Source organism: Actinomyces sp. oral taxon 175 str. F0384 (assembly GCF_000223355.1).
Lineage (GTDB): Bacteria > Actinomycetota > Actinomycetes > Actinomycetales > Actinomycetaceae > Actinomyces > Actinomyces oris.
Map to the genome: position 1 here is coordinate 51,128 of NZ_AFUR01000007.1, position 18,643 is coordinate 69,770.

At 70.9% G+C, this 18,643-nt stretch carries 9 protein-coding genes; 8 read left to right on the top strand and 1 reads right to left on the bottom strand.

Translation table 11 applies throughout. The features are described from left to right. Nucleotides 1–27 precede the first annotated feature (27 nt). Nucleotides 28–1,287, bottom strand: a complete 1,260-nt coding sequence (locus tag HMPREF9058_RS11840; protein ID WP_043538418.1) for an oligosaccharide flippase family protein — start codon at nucleotides 1,285–1,287, stop codon at nucleotides 28–30. 718 nt (nucleotides 1,288–2,005) lie between these two features. Here HMPREF9058_RS11840 and HMPREF9058_RS11845 point away from each other — a divergent pair. From HMPREF9058_RS11845 to HMPREF9058_RS13880, 8 genes are all read left to right on the top strand, one after another. Further along, a complete protein-coding gene (locus HMPREF9058_RS11845; protein ID WP_009407628.1) occupies nucleotides 2,006–3,460 on the top strand; it encodes a sugar transferase in 1,455 nt (484 codons plus the stop codon). Next, nucleotides 3,460–3,900, top strand: a complete 441-nt coding sequence (locus HMPREF9058_RS11850; RefSeq protein ID WP_009407724.1) for an adenylyltransferase/cytidyltransferase family protein — start codon at nucleotides 3,460–3,462, stop codon at nucleotides 3,898–3,900. Before HMPREF9058_RS11845 ends, HMPREF9058_RS11850 begins: the two co-directional genes overlap by 1 nt. Then, complete coding sequence (locus HMPREF9058_RS11855) at nucleotides 3,897–10,184, top strand: Ig-like domain-containing protein (protein WP_009407596.1); 6,288 nt, start codon at nucleotides 3,897–3,899, stop codon at nucleotides 10,182–10,184. The genes HMPREF9058_RS11850 and HMPREF9058_RS11855 overlap by 4 nt, the downstream gene beginning before the upstream one ends. 80 nt (nucleotides 10,185–10,264) lie before the next feature. Further along, nucleotides 10,265–11,230: a MoxR family ATPase gene (locus tag HMPREF9058_RS11860; RefSeq protein ID WP_003787581.1), complete on the top strand. Its 966-nt coding sequence runs from the start codon at nucleotides 10,265–10,267 to the stop codon at nucleotides 11,228–11,230. 5 nt (nucleotides 11,231–11,235) lie between these two features. Further along, entirely contained in the window at nucleotides 11,236–12,615 is a 1,380-nt protein-coding gene (locus HMPREF9058_RS11865) for a DUF58 domain-containing protein (protein ID WP_009407626.1), read from the top strand. Next, a complete protein-coding gene (locus HMPREF9058_RS11870) occupies nucleotides 12,612–15,197 on the top strand; it encodes a transglutaminase family protein (protein WP_009407509.1) in 2,586 nt (861 codons plus the stop codon). The genes HMPREF9058_RS11865 and HMPREF9058_RS11870 overlap by 4 nt, the downstream gene beginning before the upstream one ends. Continuing rightward, nucleotides 15,194–16,393, top strand: coding sequence for an RDD family protein (locus tag HMPREF9058_RS11875; protein WP_175284730.1), 1,200 nt, complete (start codon nucleotides 15,194–15,196; stop codon nucleotides 16,391–16,393). Before HMPREF9058_RS11870 ends, HMPREF9058_RS11875 begins: the two co-directional genes overlap by 4 nt. 131 nt (nucleotides 16,394–16,524) lie before the next feature. Continuing rightward, complete coding sequence (locus tag HMPREF9058_RS13880; protein ID WP_009407711.1) at nucleotides 16,525–18,561, top strand: FHA domain-containing protein; 2,037 nt, start codon at nucleotides 16,525–16,527, stop codon at nucleotides 18,559–18,561. Nucleotides 18,562–18,643: the final 82 nt, after the last annotated feature.

The following is an 18,643-nucleotide window of genomic DNA, read 5'->3' on the forward strand; positions in this document are numbered from 1 at the left end:
CAGCACCGACGGCCGACGAGGAGGGGCTCACTGCTGGGCCAGTTCTCGACGACGCCTGGCCACGTCCCGGCGCACCCACCAGGCATACGGGAGGATCTGGCACAGGACCACCGAGATCACCGATCCCAGGATAGGCCCGGCGGCGTCGAAGGGCCCAATGAGGACCCAGGAGATGGCGAGATTCATCGGCACCAGGATGAGCACCGGAATGACCTGGAACTGCAGGCCGCGCGGGTCGGTCATGTACATGCCCAGCGGCTGCTTGCCGGCCTCGACGGCGACGTAGGCGGCGAAGGCCCACACGAGCGCGGCCGGCAGGACGATCTTGCCGTGGGACATGACTCGGGCGGCCCAGGGGGTGATGGCCACCAGGGCCAGGGCCAGGAGGAGACCGCCCCCGCTGAAGGCGATGGCCGGCTTGAAGGGGCTCTCGATGCGCTTGTCGGCCCGAGCCCTGGCGAACATGGGCCACATGGCGACGCCGGCCGCCATGACGGTCTGGGTGAGCATGTTGAACAGGTTGTTGGCCAGGTTGTACTCGGCCAGGGCCTGAGACTGCCCCAGGTGGGACAGGAGGAGGCGGTCGGTCTGGAAGGCGATCGGGATGGCCAGGGACTGCAGCAGCTGGGGGCCCGCGGTGTTGACGATGCGCACGCCGCGCACACTGCGCAGCCGCGGTACGTCCCTCAGGGCACCCTTGAACAGGGGGCGGGTGGCGCGCCAGGCGACGACGATGCAGATGACCGACACCAGGGCGTTGGCGATGTAGGAGTAGATGGACACGGCGTTGCCACGCCCCAGCCCGGTGACGATGGCCAGCAGCAGGAAGCAGGACATGGCCGGGGAGACGACCCCCTGACTGATGACCTGGGTGGTCGAACGCCCCAGCCCGATGATGACCCGCTGCCCCACGGACAGTGGCAGGGCCGTGGCGTAGATGATGAGGCAGACGGTGGCGGTGAGTCCGCCGCCCTCCATGAGCTTGCCCCCCAGCAGCCCGGGCCAGGCGCCCAGCAGCAGGATGACGACGCCGACGGTGCTGATGACCAGGGCGGAGCCGAGCAGCACCCGGACGGCGGTCGTGATCGTGCGCCGCACGGTCGAGTCGTGGGCCGGGTCGTTCGAGCTCGCCACCGTGTTGAGGATGACCGCGCCGATCCCCAGGTCGGTGAAGGGCATGAGGGTGGGGAAGGTGGCCAGCAGGCCGTACTGGGCGAAGGCATCGGCCCCGAAGTGCCTGATGATGAGGCTGGTGTTGACCAGACCGAAGACGCCGGACACCCCCATGACCACCACCTTGGCCACGGCTGTGGTTCCCACAGACGACCAGCTGGCGCCTGACGACGACCCCCGCCTGAGGACCCCGCCGAGCCGCCGCAGCGGAGAACGTCGAGAGCCCTGGGACGCGGCCGCCCCATCACTCACCTCAACCGCCGAGAGGCTTGCGGCAACTGAGCTATCGGCAGGTCGCCCACACTCAACGGCGCCCGTCGGGGCAGCGCCGTCCGCCGACTGCGCCTCGGCCGGCCCGGAAGCCGACCGGGACGCCGAAGAACTCGACTGGGTCACGTAGCACTCCTGATGTTGTAGGAAGGTCACAATCCGGCATCGGAAAGACACCTGAAGACAGGCACGAGAGTAGACGCATCAAGGCCGGCGACCTGGTATCTTTTGTTTATCGTCTTGTGACATAGACGGTCCCCCACCCACCCTCCTTGGCACAACCCCAGCAAACCGGCCCTGACCTGCAACAATGCCGCCTGCTGGAAGAACCCTGAAAGGTCCCTCAGAGGCGCATTGACACCCCCATATCGTTGTGCACCTGTAACATACGGACATCTCAGAAACCTCTCGACTCCTCATCTTGCCCCTGCGATCTTGGCCACTTCCCACAAATAACGTCCGCAAGACTTAGTAGCATTCTAAAACGCTGCTGTTCACGACGTCCCGTCAGCACTAGCCGACCAGTTATTGCCCACCCACGATCATCCCTGCGGAGTCCACCTTGTCTAGTTCGACCCTGACACTGCCCCAGCGCGAGCAGCACCGGCGTCCCTCGACAGCAGCAGCCGACGCCACCTCCCCCACCGCTCCGCGCAGTCCTTGGGCACGCACGCGCCATGACCTCGTCATCTGGCTCGTCCTGTCCGACCTCTTCGCCGTCGCCGTCCCCTTCTGGCTCGCCCTCCTGGGCGGCCACCTGCCACTGGTCTGGTCCGCGACCACCGTGGGCATCACGATGGTGCTCATCGCCTGGTTCCTGGGAGCGCTCGGTATCGACGCCGTCGAGCAGGCCGGCCCCGGTACGGGCCGCTTCGTCGCCGCGGCCGCCGTGAGCGTCCCGGTGGCCCTGCTGCTGGCCGACCTGTCCGGAGTCGCCCGGACCACCCTGCTGGCCACTCTGGCGGCCCAGCTCCTCCTGGCCGTCACCGGACGCTCCATCGAGGCCGGGTGGCTGCGTCGCCGCCGCCTCGAGGGGCACGCCCTGCGTCGCACCCTCATCGTCATGGGCTCGGGCTCCCAGCCCATGCTCACCCAGCTGCGCCGCCACCCCATGGACGGCTTCCTCATCGTGGGCTACCTGTCCTCCGGGCAGGACCGGGCCTTCCACTCGGCTGAGCCCGTGCGCAGCCCCCAGCACATCGCCCAGACCCTGCACGCCGAGCGCATCGACGCCGTCATGACGGTCGGCTCGGTCATCCCCGAGGACCTGGTCACCCTCATGCGCGGACTGGAGGGCACCCAGGTGCGCCTCGTCGTCGCCCCCGGGCTGCAGGACGTCGTGCCCGGGCGCATGCGGGCCCTGACCGTCACGCACGGCTGGACCGGTCTCATCGCCGTCAAGACCCGCCGCACCCGCGCCGCGGGCAAGGCCCTGTTCGACCGGCTCGCCGGCGCCATCGGGCTGACCCTCATCTCGCCGCTGCTGGCGGCCACCGCGCTCGCCATCCGCATCGACTCCCCCGGCCCGGTCTTCTACACCCAGACCCGCGTGGGCCAGGACGGCAAGCCCTTCACCATGTGGAAGTTCCGCTCCATGTACATCGACTCCGACGCGCGCCGCGCCTCGGTGGTCAAGGCCGGCGGCGACGCCGGCAACGAGGTCATGTTCAAGGACCGTCAGGACCCGCGCATCACCCGCGTGGGCCGCTGGATCCGCCGCCTGTCGATTGACGAGCTCCCCCAGCTCATCAACGTCGTGCGCGGGGACATGAGCCTGGTGGGGCCCCGCCCCGCACTTCCCGTCGAGGTCGCCAAGTACGACGCCGAGGCGCTGCGTCGTCTCCTGGTCAAGCCCGGGCTGACCGGCCTGTGGCAGATCTCCGGACGCTCGGACCTGTCCTGGGCCTCGACCGTGGCCCTGGACCGTCACTACGTGGAGAACCGGGGCGGAGCCCTGGACGCGAAGATCTTCGCCGGAACGCTGCGCGCGGTCATCGGCGGAAAGGGAGCCTACTGATGATTACCGGCTACGTCCCCGGCGGCTTCGACATGCTGCACGTGGGGCACCTCAACATCCTCACCGAGGCGGCCAAGCGCTGCGACCACCTCATCGCGGGGGTCGCCACCGACGAGTCGCTGGAGCGGATGAAGGGACGCGGTCCCATCGTGCCCCTGGCCGAGCGCATGGCCATGGTGGCCGCCCTGCGCATGGTGGACTCCGTGGTCCCCGACTATGACCAGGACAAGCGCCTGGCCTGGAAGCGCTCCCCCTTCGACGTGCTGTTCAAGGGCACCGACTGGGAGGGCACCGACAAGGGCCGCCGTCTGGAGGCCGAGATGGCCGAGGTCGGGGCCTCGGTGATCTACCTGCCCTACACACCCACCACCTCCTCGACGATGCTGCGCCGCACCCTCGTCCAGGAGGTCGCATCCCGTAGTCCCCAAGGGGCCAAGTGACCACTTCACGTAACGACTTCGAGACGCCCGACACCCCGTCGAGCAGCATCGACTCCGCCGCAGCCACCTCCGGTGCCGGTGACGGCGGAAGCAACCGATCCGACTCCGGCACCGCTCAGACCGAACTGTCCGCCGCGGACCGTCCCGGTCTGCTCACCCGTGCCGCCGGCGCCCTGCGCCCCCGGCGGCGCAGCCGGACCTCCCGGTCCGACGACGTTCAGGACGTCGACTCGGGTCTGACCTCCGGCACCACCACCTCCCGGCTGGCCGCGACCTTCCGCATCCCCCAGTCGCGCGCCCAGCGCGTGAGGCTGCGCAAGCGCCTGTCGACCCTGGCCGCCGTCGTCTGCGTCACCGCCCTGGGAACGGCCGCCTGGCTCCACGAGGGCGTGGCCCAGGCCGACCTGCACCTCAATGACGGCGGCGTGTGGGTCACCTCCACCTCCAAGCACCTGGTGGCCCGCCTCAACTACCCCTCCCGCGAGGTCGACGGCGCGATCCGCACCTCCTCGTCCTCCTTCGACGTCACCCAGAACGCCGAGGACGTCCTAGTCCCCGACTCCGGCGACGCCTCCGTCTCCTCGGTCGACCCCTCCCAGGTCGCCTTCTCCGGGCGCACCCAGCTCACCAAGGGCGTGACCATCGCCCAGGGCGGGGACCGGGTCATGGCGGTCGACAAGGTCCAGGGCACCATCCGCGCCGCCAAGGCCAAGGAGGCCGGCTCCCTGACCGCAGCCGCGCCCGTGGTCACCGGCATGCCCGACGTCGTGGCCGCCATCGGCAAGGACGGCGCCATCCACGCCGTCTCGGCCACCAGCAAGTCGCTGGTCTCCCTGGAGACCAGCGACAAGGGCTGGAAGGAGGCCACGAACACCTCCCTGAAGCTGACCGCCGGCACCGATCTGGCGATCACCGCCGTCGGTGACCAGCCCGTGGTCCTGGAGCGCGGCACCGGCATCCTCCACCTGCCCGAGGGCAAGTCCGTCAGCCTGGGGACCTCCGGTCTGGTGCTCCAGCAGCCCGGCCCCGATGCCGACTCGGTCCTGGTCGCCTCCCGCAACGAGCTCATCTCCGTCCCCATGGACGGGGGCAAGGTCACCAGGACGCCGTCGGCCAAGGAGGGCTCCGCCCCCGAGGGCGTGCCCGCTCAGCCGGTGCGCCTGGGCAAGTGCGTCTACGCGGCCTGGTCCGGCTCGGGCCAGTTCGTGCGCAGCTGCTCGGGGCTGTTCGGCGGCGGCACCGACACCGCCCATGACGACAAGCTCGCCGCCTCCTCCGCCCCGGTCTTCCGGGTCAACCGCGACGCCATCGTGCTCAACGACCTGGACACGGGCTCGGTGTGGCTGCCCAACGAGGACCTCGTCCTCATCGACGACTGGACGGACAAGACCGCCCAGACCGACGACAACGCCGATCAGAAGGACGACTCAGCCAACACCTCGGACTCCCAGACCCCGCCGGAGCGCACCGAGGAGAACCATCCCCCCAAGGCGGCCGATGACAGCTTCGGCGTGCGCCCGGGCCGTTCCGCGCTCCTGCCGGTGCTGGCCAACGACTCCGATCCCGACGGCGACGTCCTCACCGCCACCCCCCAGGACAACGGAGGCTCGCTCAAGGCCACCAAGGCCCAGGGCGGACTGGCCCTGCGCATGGACGTTCCGGACAACGCCTCCGGCAGCTTCTCCGTGCCCTACACGGCCGACGACGGCCGCGGGATGAGCGACTCCGCCGTCGCCACCGTTGACGTCCACGGCTGGGACGTCAACGGCGCCCCGAAGCAGATCACCACCCCCACTCTCACCGTCGCCGAGAAGGCCTCCGGCTCCCTGGACGTGCTGGGCCACTGGCTGGACCCCGACGGGGACGACCTCTACCTGGTCTCCGCCCAGGGCGAGGGCCTGGACACCAAGGTCTCCAACGAGGGCACCGTCACGGTGCGCGAGCTGGGCGCCGGCACCGGCACCCGCGACCTGACCGTCACCGTCTCCGACGGCCGGGAGACCACCTCCGGCGTGGTCAAGGTCGACGTGCAGCCGGCCCAGTCGGCCAAGCCGATCGCCAACGCCGACCACGTGCGCGTCGTCGCCGGCTCCAAGGCCGTCGTCTCGCCCCTGGACAACGACACCTCCCCCTCCGGGGGGACCCTGCGCCTGGCCGCGGTGCAGGAGGCCCCGGCCGGGACCTCGATCAGCGTCGACCAGCAGGCCGGTGTCTTCACCTTCTCCACCGAGCCCAACGCCCAGGCCCAGACCTACTACCTCACCTACGACGTCATGGACGGCGCCAACACGGCCCAGGGCATCGTGCGCGTGGACGTCACGCCCAAGGCCGACGCCACCGTGCCCCCCGAGGTCGAGAACGACACCGCCCTGCTGCGCAACGGCGGCTCGACGACCATCGCCCCGCTCACCAACGACTTCGACCCCTCCGGGGGGATCCTGGTCCTGCAGTCGGTCAAGACCCCGCCGGACTCCGGGGTCACCGTCACGGTCGTGGACCACTCCCTGCTGCAGATCAGTGCGGCCAGCACCGTGCCAGCCAACCTGACGGTGGAGTACACGGTCACCAACGGCACCTCCAGCGCCACGGGGAAGGTCGCCATCGTCCCGGTGACCCAGTCCCAGCCCCAGCCGCCGGTGGTCACCAATGACACCGCCGTCGTGCGTGCCGGCGACGTCGTCACCGCCTCCGTCCTGGACAACGACTCCTCCCCCGCCGGTCTCAACCTGTCGGTGGACTCCCAGGTCAGCCTGGTGGGCGACGAGCTGGGCACCGCCTGGGTCAGCGAGAACACCGTCCGCTTCCGCGCCGGCAACCAGCCCGGCCGCACCTCCTACGCCTACACGGCCAAGGACGACCAGGGCCAGACCGCCTCGGGGGTCCTCACCGTGGAGGTGCGCGCCCAGGACGCCGAGCACAACTCCGCTCCCTCACCGCGCAACCTGGAGGCCCGCACCCTGGCCGGCTCGGCCACGAACATCACCGTGCCGCTGGACGGCATCGACCCCGACGGCGACTCGGTGAGCCTCGTGGGCCTCAACCAGGCCCCCTCCCTGGGCTCGGTGGAGATCAACTCCTCGTGGCTGACCTACACGCCCTCCGAGGGGGCCACCGGCACCGACACCTTCACCTACGTCGTCGAGGACCGCTTCGGGGCCCAGGCCACCGGCACGGTCCGGGTGGGCGTGGCCCAGGCCTCACCGCTCAACGTGGCCCCGGTGGCCACTGACGACCTGGTCGTGGCCAAGCCCGGGCGCACCGTGGCCGTGGACGTGCTGTCCAACGACCTGGACACCGACGGCGACAACCTGTCCCTGGAGGGCGACCCGGTCTCCAGCGACCCCTCCCTGGGCGTGTCCACCCGCGCCGGCCGCCTGGTGCTCGACCTGCCGGAGAAGGAGGGCAACCACTCGGTCACCTACACCGTCTCCGATGGACGCGGCGGCACCGACACCGGCACCGTCACCGTCCAGGTCTCGAGCAACGCCCCCCTGGCCAACCCGGTGGGCGTGGACGACTACGTCACCGTCGACCAGGTCGACGCCAACGGCCATGTCACCGTCCCGGTCCTGGACAACGACAAGGACACCGACGGCTCGCCGTGGGACCTCAAGCTGTCCTCCTCCGACCCCGATGTCGAGGTGGGCAAGGACTCGCTGAGCCTGACGGTGGGCGAGACCCAGCGGCTCGTGCTCTACACGATCACCGACGCCGACGGGCTGACCGGCCACGCCGTCGTCGTGGTGCCGGCCCGCTCGGCCCTGCGGCCCCGCATCAACCCCTCGGCCGTGCCCGCCCGGGTGCTGGCGGACAAGACCACGGACATCAACCTGTCCTCCTACATCCTCACCCGTGAGGGCACCAAGCCCGTCATCACGGACACCTCCTCCATCCACATGGCCAAGGGCACCAAGGACGCCAAGGTCGCCTCGGGCGGGTCGGCGCTGTCCTTCACCCCCGACTCGGGCTTCACCGGGCAGACCTCGGTGACCTTCACCGTGGCCGACGGCACCGGCTCCGACGCCCTGAGCTCGACACTCACGCTGCCGATCATCGTGGAGTCCTCGACAAACCGGCCGCCGACCTTCACCCCCACCGAGATGACGGTGGCCCCCGGCGAGGGGGCCGTGACGGCCAACCTGGCGGCCATGGCCACCGACCCCGACCCGAATGACAAGCTCTCCTTCCAGGCCGGTCCCGCCCCCGCGGGATTCGAGATCTCCCTGAGCGGCTCGACGCTGTCGGTCAAGGCCTCCGACAAGACCGCCGAGGGCACCACGGGCTCCATCCCGATCACGGTCTCCGACGGCGTCAACCCGCCGGTGAGCGCCTCCCTGCCCGTGCGGGTCAGCGCCTCCAACAAGCCCCTCATGACCACGGCTCCGATCAACCTGGAGTCCCGCAACGGCGAGGCGGTCAGCACCGACGTGTCCAAGGCGGTGAGCAACCCCTTCCCGGACAAGCCGATCACCCTGTCCGGCACCCCGACGATCACCTCCGGCCAGGGCTCGATCAGCGCCTCGGGAACGACTGTGACGATCACGCCCAACAACGGGTTCCACGGCACCATCACCGCGCAGTACAAGGTGCTGGACTCCACCGGCTCGGAGTCCCGGGCCGTCACCGGCACCATCACCGTCCAGGTCGGTGGGGTGGCGCCCGCAGCCCCCTCCGGGGTGAGCGTGGCCCCCGTGGACGCCGACTCGGCGCGCGTGTCCTGGACCGACGGCTCCGCCAACGGCTCCCCCATCACCGGCTACAAGGTCAGTGTCAACGGCTCCGAGCAGTCCTGCTCGACCTCGAACTGCCTCATCAGTGGTCTGGCGCCCGGTCAGAGCTACAGCATCCAGGTCGTGTCCACCAACAAGTACGGCGACTCCGAGGCCGCGACGGTGTCCTACCAGCACAACGCCACCGCCAAGACCCCGGCCGCGCCCACGCTGACGGCCGGCTCGGGCAAGGTCACCGCCGCCTGGACCCAGGTGGACGACCCCTTCGGGGGCACGGCGACCTATGACGTGCGCCTGTCCGACGGCACCGTGCAGTCGGGCATCTCCGGGGACTCGGCCTCCTTCGACGTCTCCCCGGGACGCGCCTACACCGCTCAGGTGCGCGCCAGGTCCAGCCAGGGGACGGTCTCGGAGTGGTCCTCCTCTTCCAACTCGGTGACGCCCTACGGCGAGCCCGGCACCCCCGGGACCCCCGTCATCACCCCCAACGGGGACACGGTCACCATCGGCTGGCAAGCCGCCAACGGCAACGGCAGCCCCGTGAGCTACACGCTGCACTACTCCAACGGGCACACCAGCGACTCCAAGAACGTGGGAGGGGCCACCTCCGCCACGGTCTCGGTCTCGCGCGGAACCTGGACCTTCTGGGTCGAGGCCGAAAACGGTCACGGCTCCAAGACCTCGGGCCAGGCCAGCTACACCTACAAGCCGACCCCGCTGACGCCGTCGACCCCCGCCGTCAAGGCCACCGGCAACAGCGGCGAGCTGTCCGTGAGCTCCTCGCCCCGGGCCGGCAACGGCTGGAGCGTGGGCGAGCTGACGGTGGAGTACTCCGTGGACCAGGTCACCTGGACCAGCTCCTCGACCATCCGGGGACTGAACGACGGGCAGGCCTACACCGTCTACGCCCGCGCCAACGGCGGCGGGCAGTACTCCGACGTCGTCGCCTCCTCACCGGTGGCGCCCTACGGTCCGCCGTCGGCCCCCTCGGTCAGCTGCGAGCTCACCGGCAAGAAGCAGAAGAAGGTCTCCTGCTCCTGGAGCCCCGGTGCCAACAACGGCGCCGGCGCCGAGTACGAGCAGACCGACGACGGCGGCAAGTCCGTCGAGGACATCGAGATCGGTGACACCTATGACGGCAAGCTCAAGCGCGGCGAGTCGCTCACCTGGTGCGTGCGGGCCAGGACCAACGCCGGCACCTCCGAGTGGGGCTGCGACACCGTCACCCGGCCGTCCAAGCACGACAACGATGACGACGATGACGACGACAAGAAGCAGGCCTACCCGGTCGGCACCGAGCAGCAGTTCTACGTGGACTACACGCAGAGGTGCCACCCCTTCGGCCCCTGGGGCACCTGCTACCAGATGGTCTTCGACATCACCGGGAACCCCAACAGCACCGTGTCCTGCGGCTACTGGTACTGGGACACCTGGAACTGGCAGCCCGCCTGGAACGAGGAGGAGATCGCCCTGGATAAGAACGGCTACGCCCGGCACAAGTTCCCCCACCGGACACCGAACTGGGACCAGACCATCACCTGCACCCAGCAATAACCGGTTCATTAACCGGATCGATGCCCAGTACGCAACAAGTCACACACCCACCTCTCTCCACCCGAAGGATCATTGATTCCATGCCGATGACTCCCGAGAACGCGACATGGTTCGCTGACGCCTTCTCCACCATTGTCAACAACGTCGGTCAGGCGCTGCTCGACAAGGAGGACGTAATCAAGCTGGCCCTGACCACCATGCTCTCCGAGGGCCACCTCCTGCTCGAGGACGCCCCCGGCACCGGCAAGACCGCCCTGGCCCGGGCCCTGGCGGCCTCGGTGCAGGGGACGCACTCGCGCATCCAGTTCACCCCCGACCTGCTGCCCAGCGACATCACGGGCGTGACGATCTACGACCAGAAGACCGGCACCTGGGACTTCCACGCCGGCCCGATCTTCTCCTCCATCGTCCTGGCCGACGAGATCAACCGGGCCAGCCCCAAGACCCAGTCGGCCCTCCTGGAGGTCATGGAGGAGTCCCAGGTGACGGTCGACGGCGTGCGCCACACCACCGAGCGCCCCTTCATGGTCATCGCCACCCAGAACCCCATCGAGCAGGCCGGCACCTACCGCCTGCCCGAGGCCCAGCTCGACCGCTTCCTCATGAAGACCTCCGTGGGCTACCCCAACCGGGAGGCGCTCACCCGGATCCTGTCGAGCTCGGCCCACCCGGACCGCTCCAAGAGCCTGTCCGCGGTCGTGGCCTCCTCCGTGGTGGCCTCCATGGCCGACCTCGCCGCCGAGAACCACATCGAGAACTCGGTGCTGGACTACATCGGGGCGCTGGTGGAGGCCACGCGTGCAGCCGACGAGACCCGCATGGGCGTGTCCACCCGCGGCGCCATCGGCATGGCTCGGGCCGCCCGGGTGTGGGCGGCCTCCCAGGGCCGCAGCTACGTCCTGCCCGATGACGTCAAGGACCTCGCCGAGGTCGTGTGGGCCCACCGCCTGGTCATGGACCCCGACGCCGAGTTCACCGGCGCCACCGCCTCCGGCGTCATCACCGCCGCGCTGGCCCAGGTCCCCGCCCCCACGACCCGCGACTGAGCCGTATGACGCCTCAGACGACGTCGCAGAAACCTGCCCTCCAGGCCCGTCCGGGCTCGGCGGGCGGGACCGGCGCATCCGCCTCCTCCGCCGCAGCCCCCACTTCCTCGGGGGCTCCGGCCTCCGCGCAGCCCGCGGCATCGGCTGCGTCGTCGACCTCCACGAACGAGGCCCTGACCGCCAGGCCCTCGCAGTCCCGACTGGCCGCAGCGGCCGCGGTGGCGCTGCGACCGCTGCGCTGGCTGCTGCACACCGTGACCCCCATCGGATGGGGCAGCCTGGTGCTGCTGGCGGCCTGCGGACTGACCGGGGCCGTCATGGGCTGGCAGGAGGCGTGGAGCGCCGCGGCCGCCGTCGGCATCGTCTCGGTGAGCGCCTGGCTGTGGCTCATCCCCCGCCGCGGCTACTCGGTCAACCACAACCTGCTCGAGTCCCGCGTCACCGTGGGCGACCACGCCCTCATCCGTCTGACCGTCACCAACCCCCGTACCCGGCCGCTGCTGCCCTCGCGCATGGAGATGCCGGTGGGGCCGGGGCGTGCCGTCTTCGTCGTGCCCACCCTGACCCCCGGGGCCGTCCACGAGCGCGGCTTCGTCCTGCCCACGCAGCGCCGCGGCATCGTCACCGTCGGTCCGGTCCTGGCGGTCCAGCGCGACCCGGTGGGGCTGCTTCAGCGCGAGCGCTCCCTGAGCACCCCGCAGCACATCCACATCCACCCGCGCACCGTGCGCCTGGGCACGGTCCTGCACGGCGTCCTGCGAGACATCGAGGGCGCCGTCACCCAGGACCTGTCCAGCTCCGACGTCGCCTTCCACGCCCTGCGCGAGTACGTCCCCGGCGATGACCGGCGCAACGTCCACTGGCGCACCACGGCCCGCACCGGCCGGCTCATGGTGCGTCAGTTCGAGGAGACCCGCCGCTCCAGCCTGCTCGTCCTGCTGTCCACCCGTCAGGACGACTACGCCGGCGAGGAGGACTTCGAGACCGCGGTGTCCATCGCCTGCTCACTGGCCATGGACGCGATCCAGGACGGGCGCGAGGTCCGCTTCATCACCCAGATCGGGGCTCTGCCCACCTCCTCCGCCCTGCGGATGCTGGACACGTCCTGCCTGCTGAGCACCGGTGAGGACGACTACGGCTGCGACCTGCTGGTGCGACACGCCTGCACGGCACACCCCGATGCCTCTATCGTCGTCCTCGTCACCGGCCAGCAGGTCGACCGCGCCGTGCTGGCCCGGGCCCGCGGCTTCGCACCGCTGCCCATGGTGACCGTTGCCCTGCGCGCCGGCCAGCGCGGCCTGTCGCGCCACCACGCCGGAACGATGCCGGTCGTGGACATGGACCGTCTTGAGCAGCTGCCCACCGCCCTGAGGCGAGCACTATGACCCCCACGACAACCCTCACCACCGCATCCCCCCGCACCGCGGGCTCCCCGATCTCGGGCGCCTCGCCGGCCGGGGCGCCCTCTCCGGCCGAGGTCCCCTCGCAGGTCACCGCCGCACCCTCCGGAGGCTCGGGCGAGTCGCCCTCCTCCTGGTCGACGGCGACGTCGTCGCGCACGCGCAGCCTCTACAGCAACGAGACGACTCGTCAGGCCCGTTCGATCACCGGCGCCGGACCGCTCCTGTCGCGTCCCTCCCGGCCGGCGCTCTCCGCCCGCCGCTTCCTGCCTCCCCGGCGCGGCGCCAAGCCGCCCACGCCGGCCGCCGCCGCCCTCGAGCTGGTCCTCATGGCCGGGATCCTCGCCATCGGCGCGGTCCCCTTCCTACCGATCTTCGCCTCCGTGGTGGGTTGCCTCGCCGTCGGCTACGGCGCGCTCATCGGCGCCCTGACCTCCATGCTCTGCTCGCGCCTGCGTCTGTCGGTGCTGCCGAGCATGGCGGCCCTGGCGCTGGTCCACGTCCTGGTGGCCCCGTGGCTGCTGACCGACGTCGGCTCCGGGACCGCGGCGATCAAGACGGTGCTGGGCTCCACGATCACCGTGTGGCGCGACGCCTTGACCGTGCCGATGCCGCTGAGCTCCTTCAGCGGCATGACGGTGCTGCCCTGGATGACCGGGCTGGTGGTCTCGGCGCTGGCGACCCGCCTCATCCTGGCGGGCCGTGAGGTCCTGGCCGGCCTGACCCTGACCTGCCTGCCCGCCGTCGGCATCGGCTGGGGCGGGCAGGAGACCGTGCGCCCCACCGTGCTGGGCGTCCTGTTCGTCGTCGGGATCCTGGCCCTGTGGACCTGCGGCTCCCTGCGACAGCGGCGCAGCCACGTCGTCGAGGCCCTGGACCTGAGCTCCTTCTCGACCACCTCGGGCGCCACGAGCGCCCGCTCCACCGGAGACCTGGGGCGGGCGGCCCTGCGCGGAACGGTCATCGCCGCCGTGCTGCTGCTGGTCACCTCCCTGGCCGCCATGGTCCTCACCCCCGCCGCCCCCGCCTCCCGGACGGTGGTGCGCGACCTGTTCCAGCCGCCGCTGGACGTGACCGAGTACGCCAGCCCCCTGTCCCTGGTGCGCACCCTGGAGACGGACAAGGCCCACACCCGGCTCATGAAGCCGATCAACCTGCCCTCGGGCGGACGCATCCGCATCGCCGCCCTGGACTCCTACGACGGCCTGTCGGCCCACATCGGTCAGAACGAGAACGGCCAGTCGCGCTTCGAGCGCATCGGCGACAAGACCCAGCTGACGGCCAACCGGCTCGACGGACGCAAGCAGACCTCCTCCCTGACCATCGAGGACTACAGCTTCCCCTGGGTGCCCACCATGCCCGAGACGATCCGCATCGAGTCCTCCGGGCCGCGTCAGTCGGCCCTGCGCGAGGGCATGTACTACGACAAGTTCTCCTCCACCGGGATCGCCACCAGCGGCCTGGCCTCGGGTGACGTCCTCACCGAGCGGGTCGCCCCCTACACCGCACCCTCCGAGGCCGCCCTCAACAAGGCCTCGCTGGCGCAGACCTCGCTGGGACCGGTCGAGCAGGTACCGTCGTCAGTGGCCTCCCTGGCCAAGGAGATCGTCGGGGCCGAGTCCAACCCCATCGCGCAGGTCCGGGCGCTTCAGCAGCGCCTGCGCACGAGCTACTACTCCGACGGCACCAAGAGCCCCTCCCAGCCCGGGCACGGGGCCGCCCGTATCGCCTCCATGGTGGAGGCCGACTCCCTCATCGGCGACGACGAGCAGTACTCGGTGCTCATGATGCTCATGTGCCGCTCGCTCAACATCCCGGCCCGCGTCGTCATGGGCTTCGACCCGGCCACTGACGGCGATGCCAAGACCGTCACCGGCGAGGATGTCAAGGCCTGGGTGGAGATCCCCTTCGAGGGGCTGGGCTGGGTGTCCTTCGACGTCACGCCGGACCGCGACCAGGTTCCCCAGCAGCAGACCACCCAGAAGGTCTCCAACCCCGAGCCCAACGTCCTCCAGCCCCCGCTGCCCAATGAGGACCCGGCCCAGCTGCCCCCCAACTACGAGGACCCGCAGCGCGACGACCCCCAGGACAAGGACAAGGGCGGTCTGCCGACGGCGGTCATCGCCGTCGGAGGCTCCGTCCTGGCGATCGCGATGATCGTGGGCTCGGTCCTGGGGTGGAAGGCCTGGCGGCGCCGACGCCGGCGCGCACGCACCGGCGTCGGCAAGGCCCTGGGAGCCTGGGAGGAGATCCTCGACCGGGCCCGCGACCTGGGGCGCTACCCCGGGTGGGGGGCCACTCGGAGGGAGGCGGCCGCGCAGCTGGCCCCTCACTTCCCGCAGGTCGATCTGCCTCGATTCGCCGGAGCAGTTGACACCCAGGTCTTCAGCTCCGGGGAGCCGCCATCGTACGCTCTAGGGGAGTTGTGGGAATCCTCAGATGCGATCGTCCGCTGCATGGGGGCGGACCGCTCGCGCCTGGGACGGGTATGGGCCCGTTTGTCCCCGCGCTCCCTCGTCCATCCCGCCGACAGGCGGTCACGTCGACCCAGGAGGTTGCGGTCATGACGATCACTGCTGACGCCCGTAGCAGCGCCTCGACCGCTGCGGGCCGACCGACGTCCTCCCGTCCGTCCGATAACGCGCCGCGCACCGACGTCGTCAGTCCGTACGGCACGGCGCCGAGCGCCCCCAGTGATCCGCACGGCGGAGCGCAGACGGCCGACTCCCGGGGCCCGGAGCCCGACGCTGCCCGGGCCGGCGCGCACACGCCCTCAGCTGCGCATCGCCGCCTCCCCCCGGCCCCGGTGCGGGCACGCGTGGTTGCAGGGGTCATCGACCTCGTCATCGGCTCGCTTCTGGTCGGGGGCCTGACCACGGTCATCTGGCAGGTGGGCGGCCGCCCGGCCCTGACCAGCGGGCTCATCGCCTTCGGTCTGGTCGTCGGGGCACGCTGGCTGGCCATCGCCGCCACCGGCTGGTCCCTGGGAGGACGCCTGCTCAGGATCCGCATGCTGGGGGCCCGCAACCAGACCCCCTCACCACTGGGCTCGTTCCTCCACGCCGATCTCATCCTGGCCGTCAGCATCACCACGCTCGGCCTGGGCACCATCGCGCTCATGCGCACGGCGGCCGCCGACCCCGAGGGGCGCGGCTGGCACGACAAGCTCTCCGGGATGGCACTGCTCAACGCCCGCAGGCCGAGGCGTCCCGCACGACCTGCTCCCTCAGAGGCCGGGTCGGCACACCGCCCAGTCACCGAGCCCGCCTCCCTCGGCCCCCGGGCCGACGCCGGTGCCGTGGTGCCGGAGGAGCCCGAGACGTCCTCCGCTCAGGACATCGGTGAGGCCTGGGACGCCGCCAGGCGCGCGTCTCTCTCCTCCCCCGCCGAGCGCAGCGCCGCGGGCCAGGAACCCGCCGCGGAACCGTCCACTCAGGCCCCCGAGAAGTCAGGCGAGTCCGCCCCCGCACTCGGCCCTCCGAGCGAGCCGAGCGCAAGACCGAGAAGAAGGCGGGCAAGACGGCACGGGGCAAGAAGCCCAGGAAACGCGGCCCCCGTCCGGGCTCGACGCGCGCCAGGGCCGGCCAGGAGACGGCACAGGAGACCCAGCAGGCCGCCACCGCGGGCGCCCAGAGCGCCACCGAGGCCGGCATCACCGACTCCTCCGGCAGGAACGCGCACCCGACGACGTCGGATCCGGTCTCCTCCTCGATCCGTCGGCCCCGTCCGGCCCGGCCCGCGCGCCATGCCGGTCGCGCCCTGAAGGCCGGTTCCCCCGACGGCTACGCGCCTGCGGTCTCAGGAGGCTCCGCCGCAGGCCAGGCCGCGAGCACGGATGCCGCAACGATCGCAGCCGCGCCTCAGGTCACCGTCAAGGCCACCAAGGCGGCGACCGTGTCATCGTCCGCCTCCGCGAAGTCGGCGGCGGAGGCCGGTCCGGCCATTGTGGACACCGACGCCGAGGCCGTCGCCGTCGCTTCGGCCACCCCCATGGACCCTCAGGCATCCGCTGCCATGGCCGCGGCCCGGGCCGACTCCCGGCCGGCCGTGGCAGGAGCATCGAAGCCCTCGACGGGCCCGGCCGACGAGGACACCGTCGCAACCGCCCCCGAGGCCGCGGAGGATGCTGCTCCCCCGGCTCACCAGGACACGGAGCCGGCACCGCTCGCCCCCGCCGGGGCCACCGAACCGGAGGCGGACGACGCCGCCCCGGCCGCATCATCGCAGCCGGCCGGCCCAGCACCGACCGAAAAGACGATCGAAGAAACGGCAGGGGAAGCTGAGGAGGCGGTTGACGAGCACGCCGTGGAACCGGTCGATGAACCGGCTGCGGACGTCGAGGAACCGTCCGACGAGCCGTCTGAGGCGGACGCCGAGGAGCCGCCGGTGGCCGCATCGTCCGACTCCGACGACGCCCCGACGCAGCAGCCCTCGCAGACGGATTCCGAAACGGCTACGCTCGACGTCGTGGAGGACGCGCCGTCTCAGTCCACGGATGCCGCCGACGGTCAGGGTGACGAGGGAGAGAAGCCCTCGTCCCACGCGCCGCCCTCACCTGAGCACCCAGCCGATCAGCAACAGTCCGAAGCGACGACGCCCTCAGCGGAATCCTCCAAAACTGCTGACGATTCCGAGGCAACGGAGTCCTCCACGTCGCACGATGCGACTTCCACACCACAAGTCCCGCGCTCGAAAGCCACAAAACCCGTAACATCACAAACGATGGAACCACGACACGCCCACGCCCAGCGCTGGAGGATTCAGCCCGGTCACACCGGCAAGAAGACCTCCGGCTCGTCTGCTGCACCTGCCGAGGATCAGCGAGAGTCGGTGTCACAGCCCGGCGTTCCTCGTCGCGAGAGCCTCTTCGCCTCCGATCGGCAGCGCTTCGCTGCCGGAGCAGGCCCCGTCCCGGAGGTGGCGCACACCTTCGACACCTCCAGCATCCTGCCCTCAGGGGACCGCAACACGCAGGCCCTCATCGACTCGGTGCCCTGGTCCTCGGTTCCCACCTCGGTCGATGCCGCCACGGTGGACTCCCTGCCGGAAGGAGCCATCGTCTCCGACGACGGCCTGCCGCAGCAGCCGAAGACGGTTTCGGCGCCTGCGCAGCACGCGTCCCCGATGGATCTGACCAACCCGGCCACCGTGCCCGGTGGTGTGCCGGCCTCCTCTGAGGGGAACACGCACCCGACCGTGCGCAGTCACCGCAGCCACGCGCGGACCTCCGCCGGCAGCGCGGCGAGCACGGCCGCTGCCGAGGCGAGCTCCGCGCGCCGGTCCCACGCCTCGCACCGCTTCTCGGGGCCGGGTATCCCCTCGCCCGCGGATGAGCACGCCGTCCCCGGCGAGTCCCGCAGCGATGCCCCCGCCGCGGAAGCCGGCGCCGCTCGTCACGAGCGCTCCGCCTCCGTCCAGGCGTCGGCGCAGCCCCAGTCCGGAGTGTCCAGGCACGGTGCCGGCAGCATGCCGGAGGCGGCCGCGCCTGCCTCCGCCCCCGCTGCAGGCGTCTCTCTGCCCCCGCTCACCCCGGTGCCCGCCGCAAGCGCCCAGACCGCCACACCGTCGCTGCCGTCGGCCTCCTCAGCCGCCCCGGCCCTGTCGGTGCGTCTTGTTCCACTGCTGGGCGGCAACCCGATCGTCATCCATGAGCCCACGGTGGTGGGCCGCGACCCCGACAACATCTCTGCCTACCCCGGGGCGGAGCGCGTGGCTCTCGACGATCCCACGCGCTCGGTGTCCAAGACGCACGCGGCGATCTTCCCGCTGCTGGACGGGGTGTGGGTCACCGACCTGCACTCCACCAACGGGACGCGGGTGGAGTACCGCGACGGGCGCACCGTCGAGGCCGTACCGGACAAGGCGCTGTCCGCCCTGGAGGGCAGCACGATCTTCTTCGGCCGCATCGCCTTCAAGGTGGAGGTCGTCTGAGTTCCGCACCGGTTCCCTCAAGCACTGGGGCCCGCACTCCTGTCCGGGAGTGCGGGCCCCAGTGGCTATGTCTCGACGGCGC

Bases quoted from the DNA above. Each gene is read 5' to 3' on its own strand.
- HMPREF9058_RS11860 (WP_003787581.1), top strand. From the start codon at position 10,265: ATGCCGATGACTCCCGAGAACGCGACATGGTTCGCTGACGCCTTCTCC.
- HMPREF9058_RS11840 (WP_043538418.1), bottom strand. From the start codon at position 1,287: ATGGGGGTGTCCGGCGTCTTCGGTCTGGTCAACACCAGCCTCATCATC.
- HMPREF9058_RS11865 (WP_009407626.1), top strand. From the start codon at position 11,236: ATGACGCCTCAGACGACGTCGCAGAAACCTGCCCTCCAGGCCCGTCCG.
- HMPREF9058_RS11850 (WP_009407724.1), top strand. From the start codon at position 3,460: ATGATTACCGGCTACGTCCCCGGCGGCTTCGACATGCTGCACGTGGGG.
- HMPREF9058_RS11875 (WP_175284730.1), top strand. From the start codon at position 15,194: ATGACGATCACTGCTGACGCCCGTAGCAGCGCCTCGACCGCTGCGGGC.
- HMPREF9058_RS11870 (WP_009407509.1), top strand. From the start codon at position 12,612: ATGACCCCCACGACAACCCTCACCACCGCATCCCCCCGCACCGCGGGC.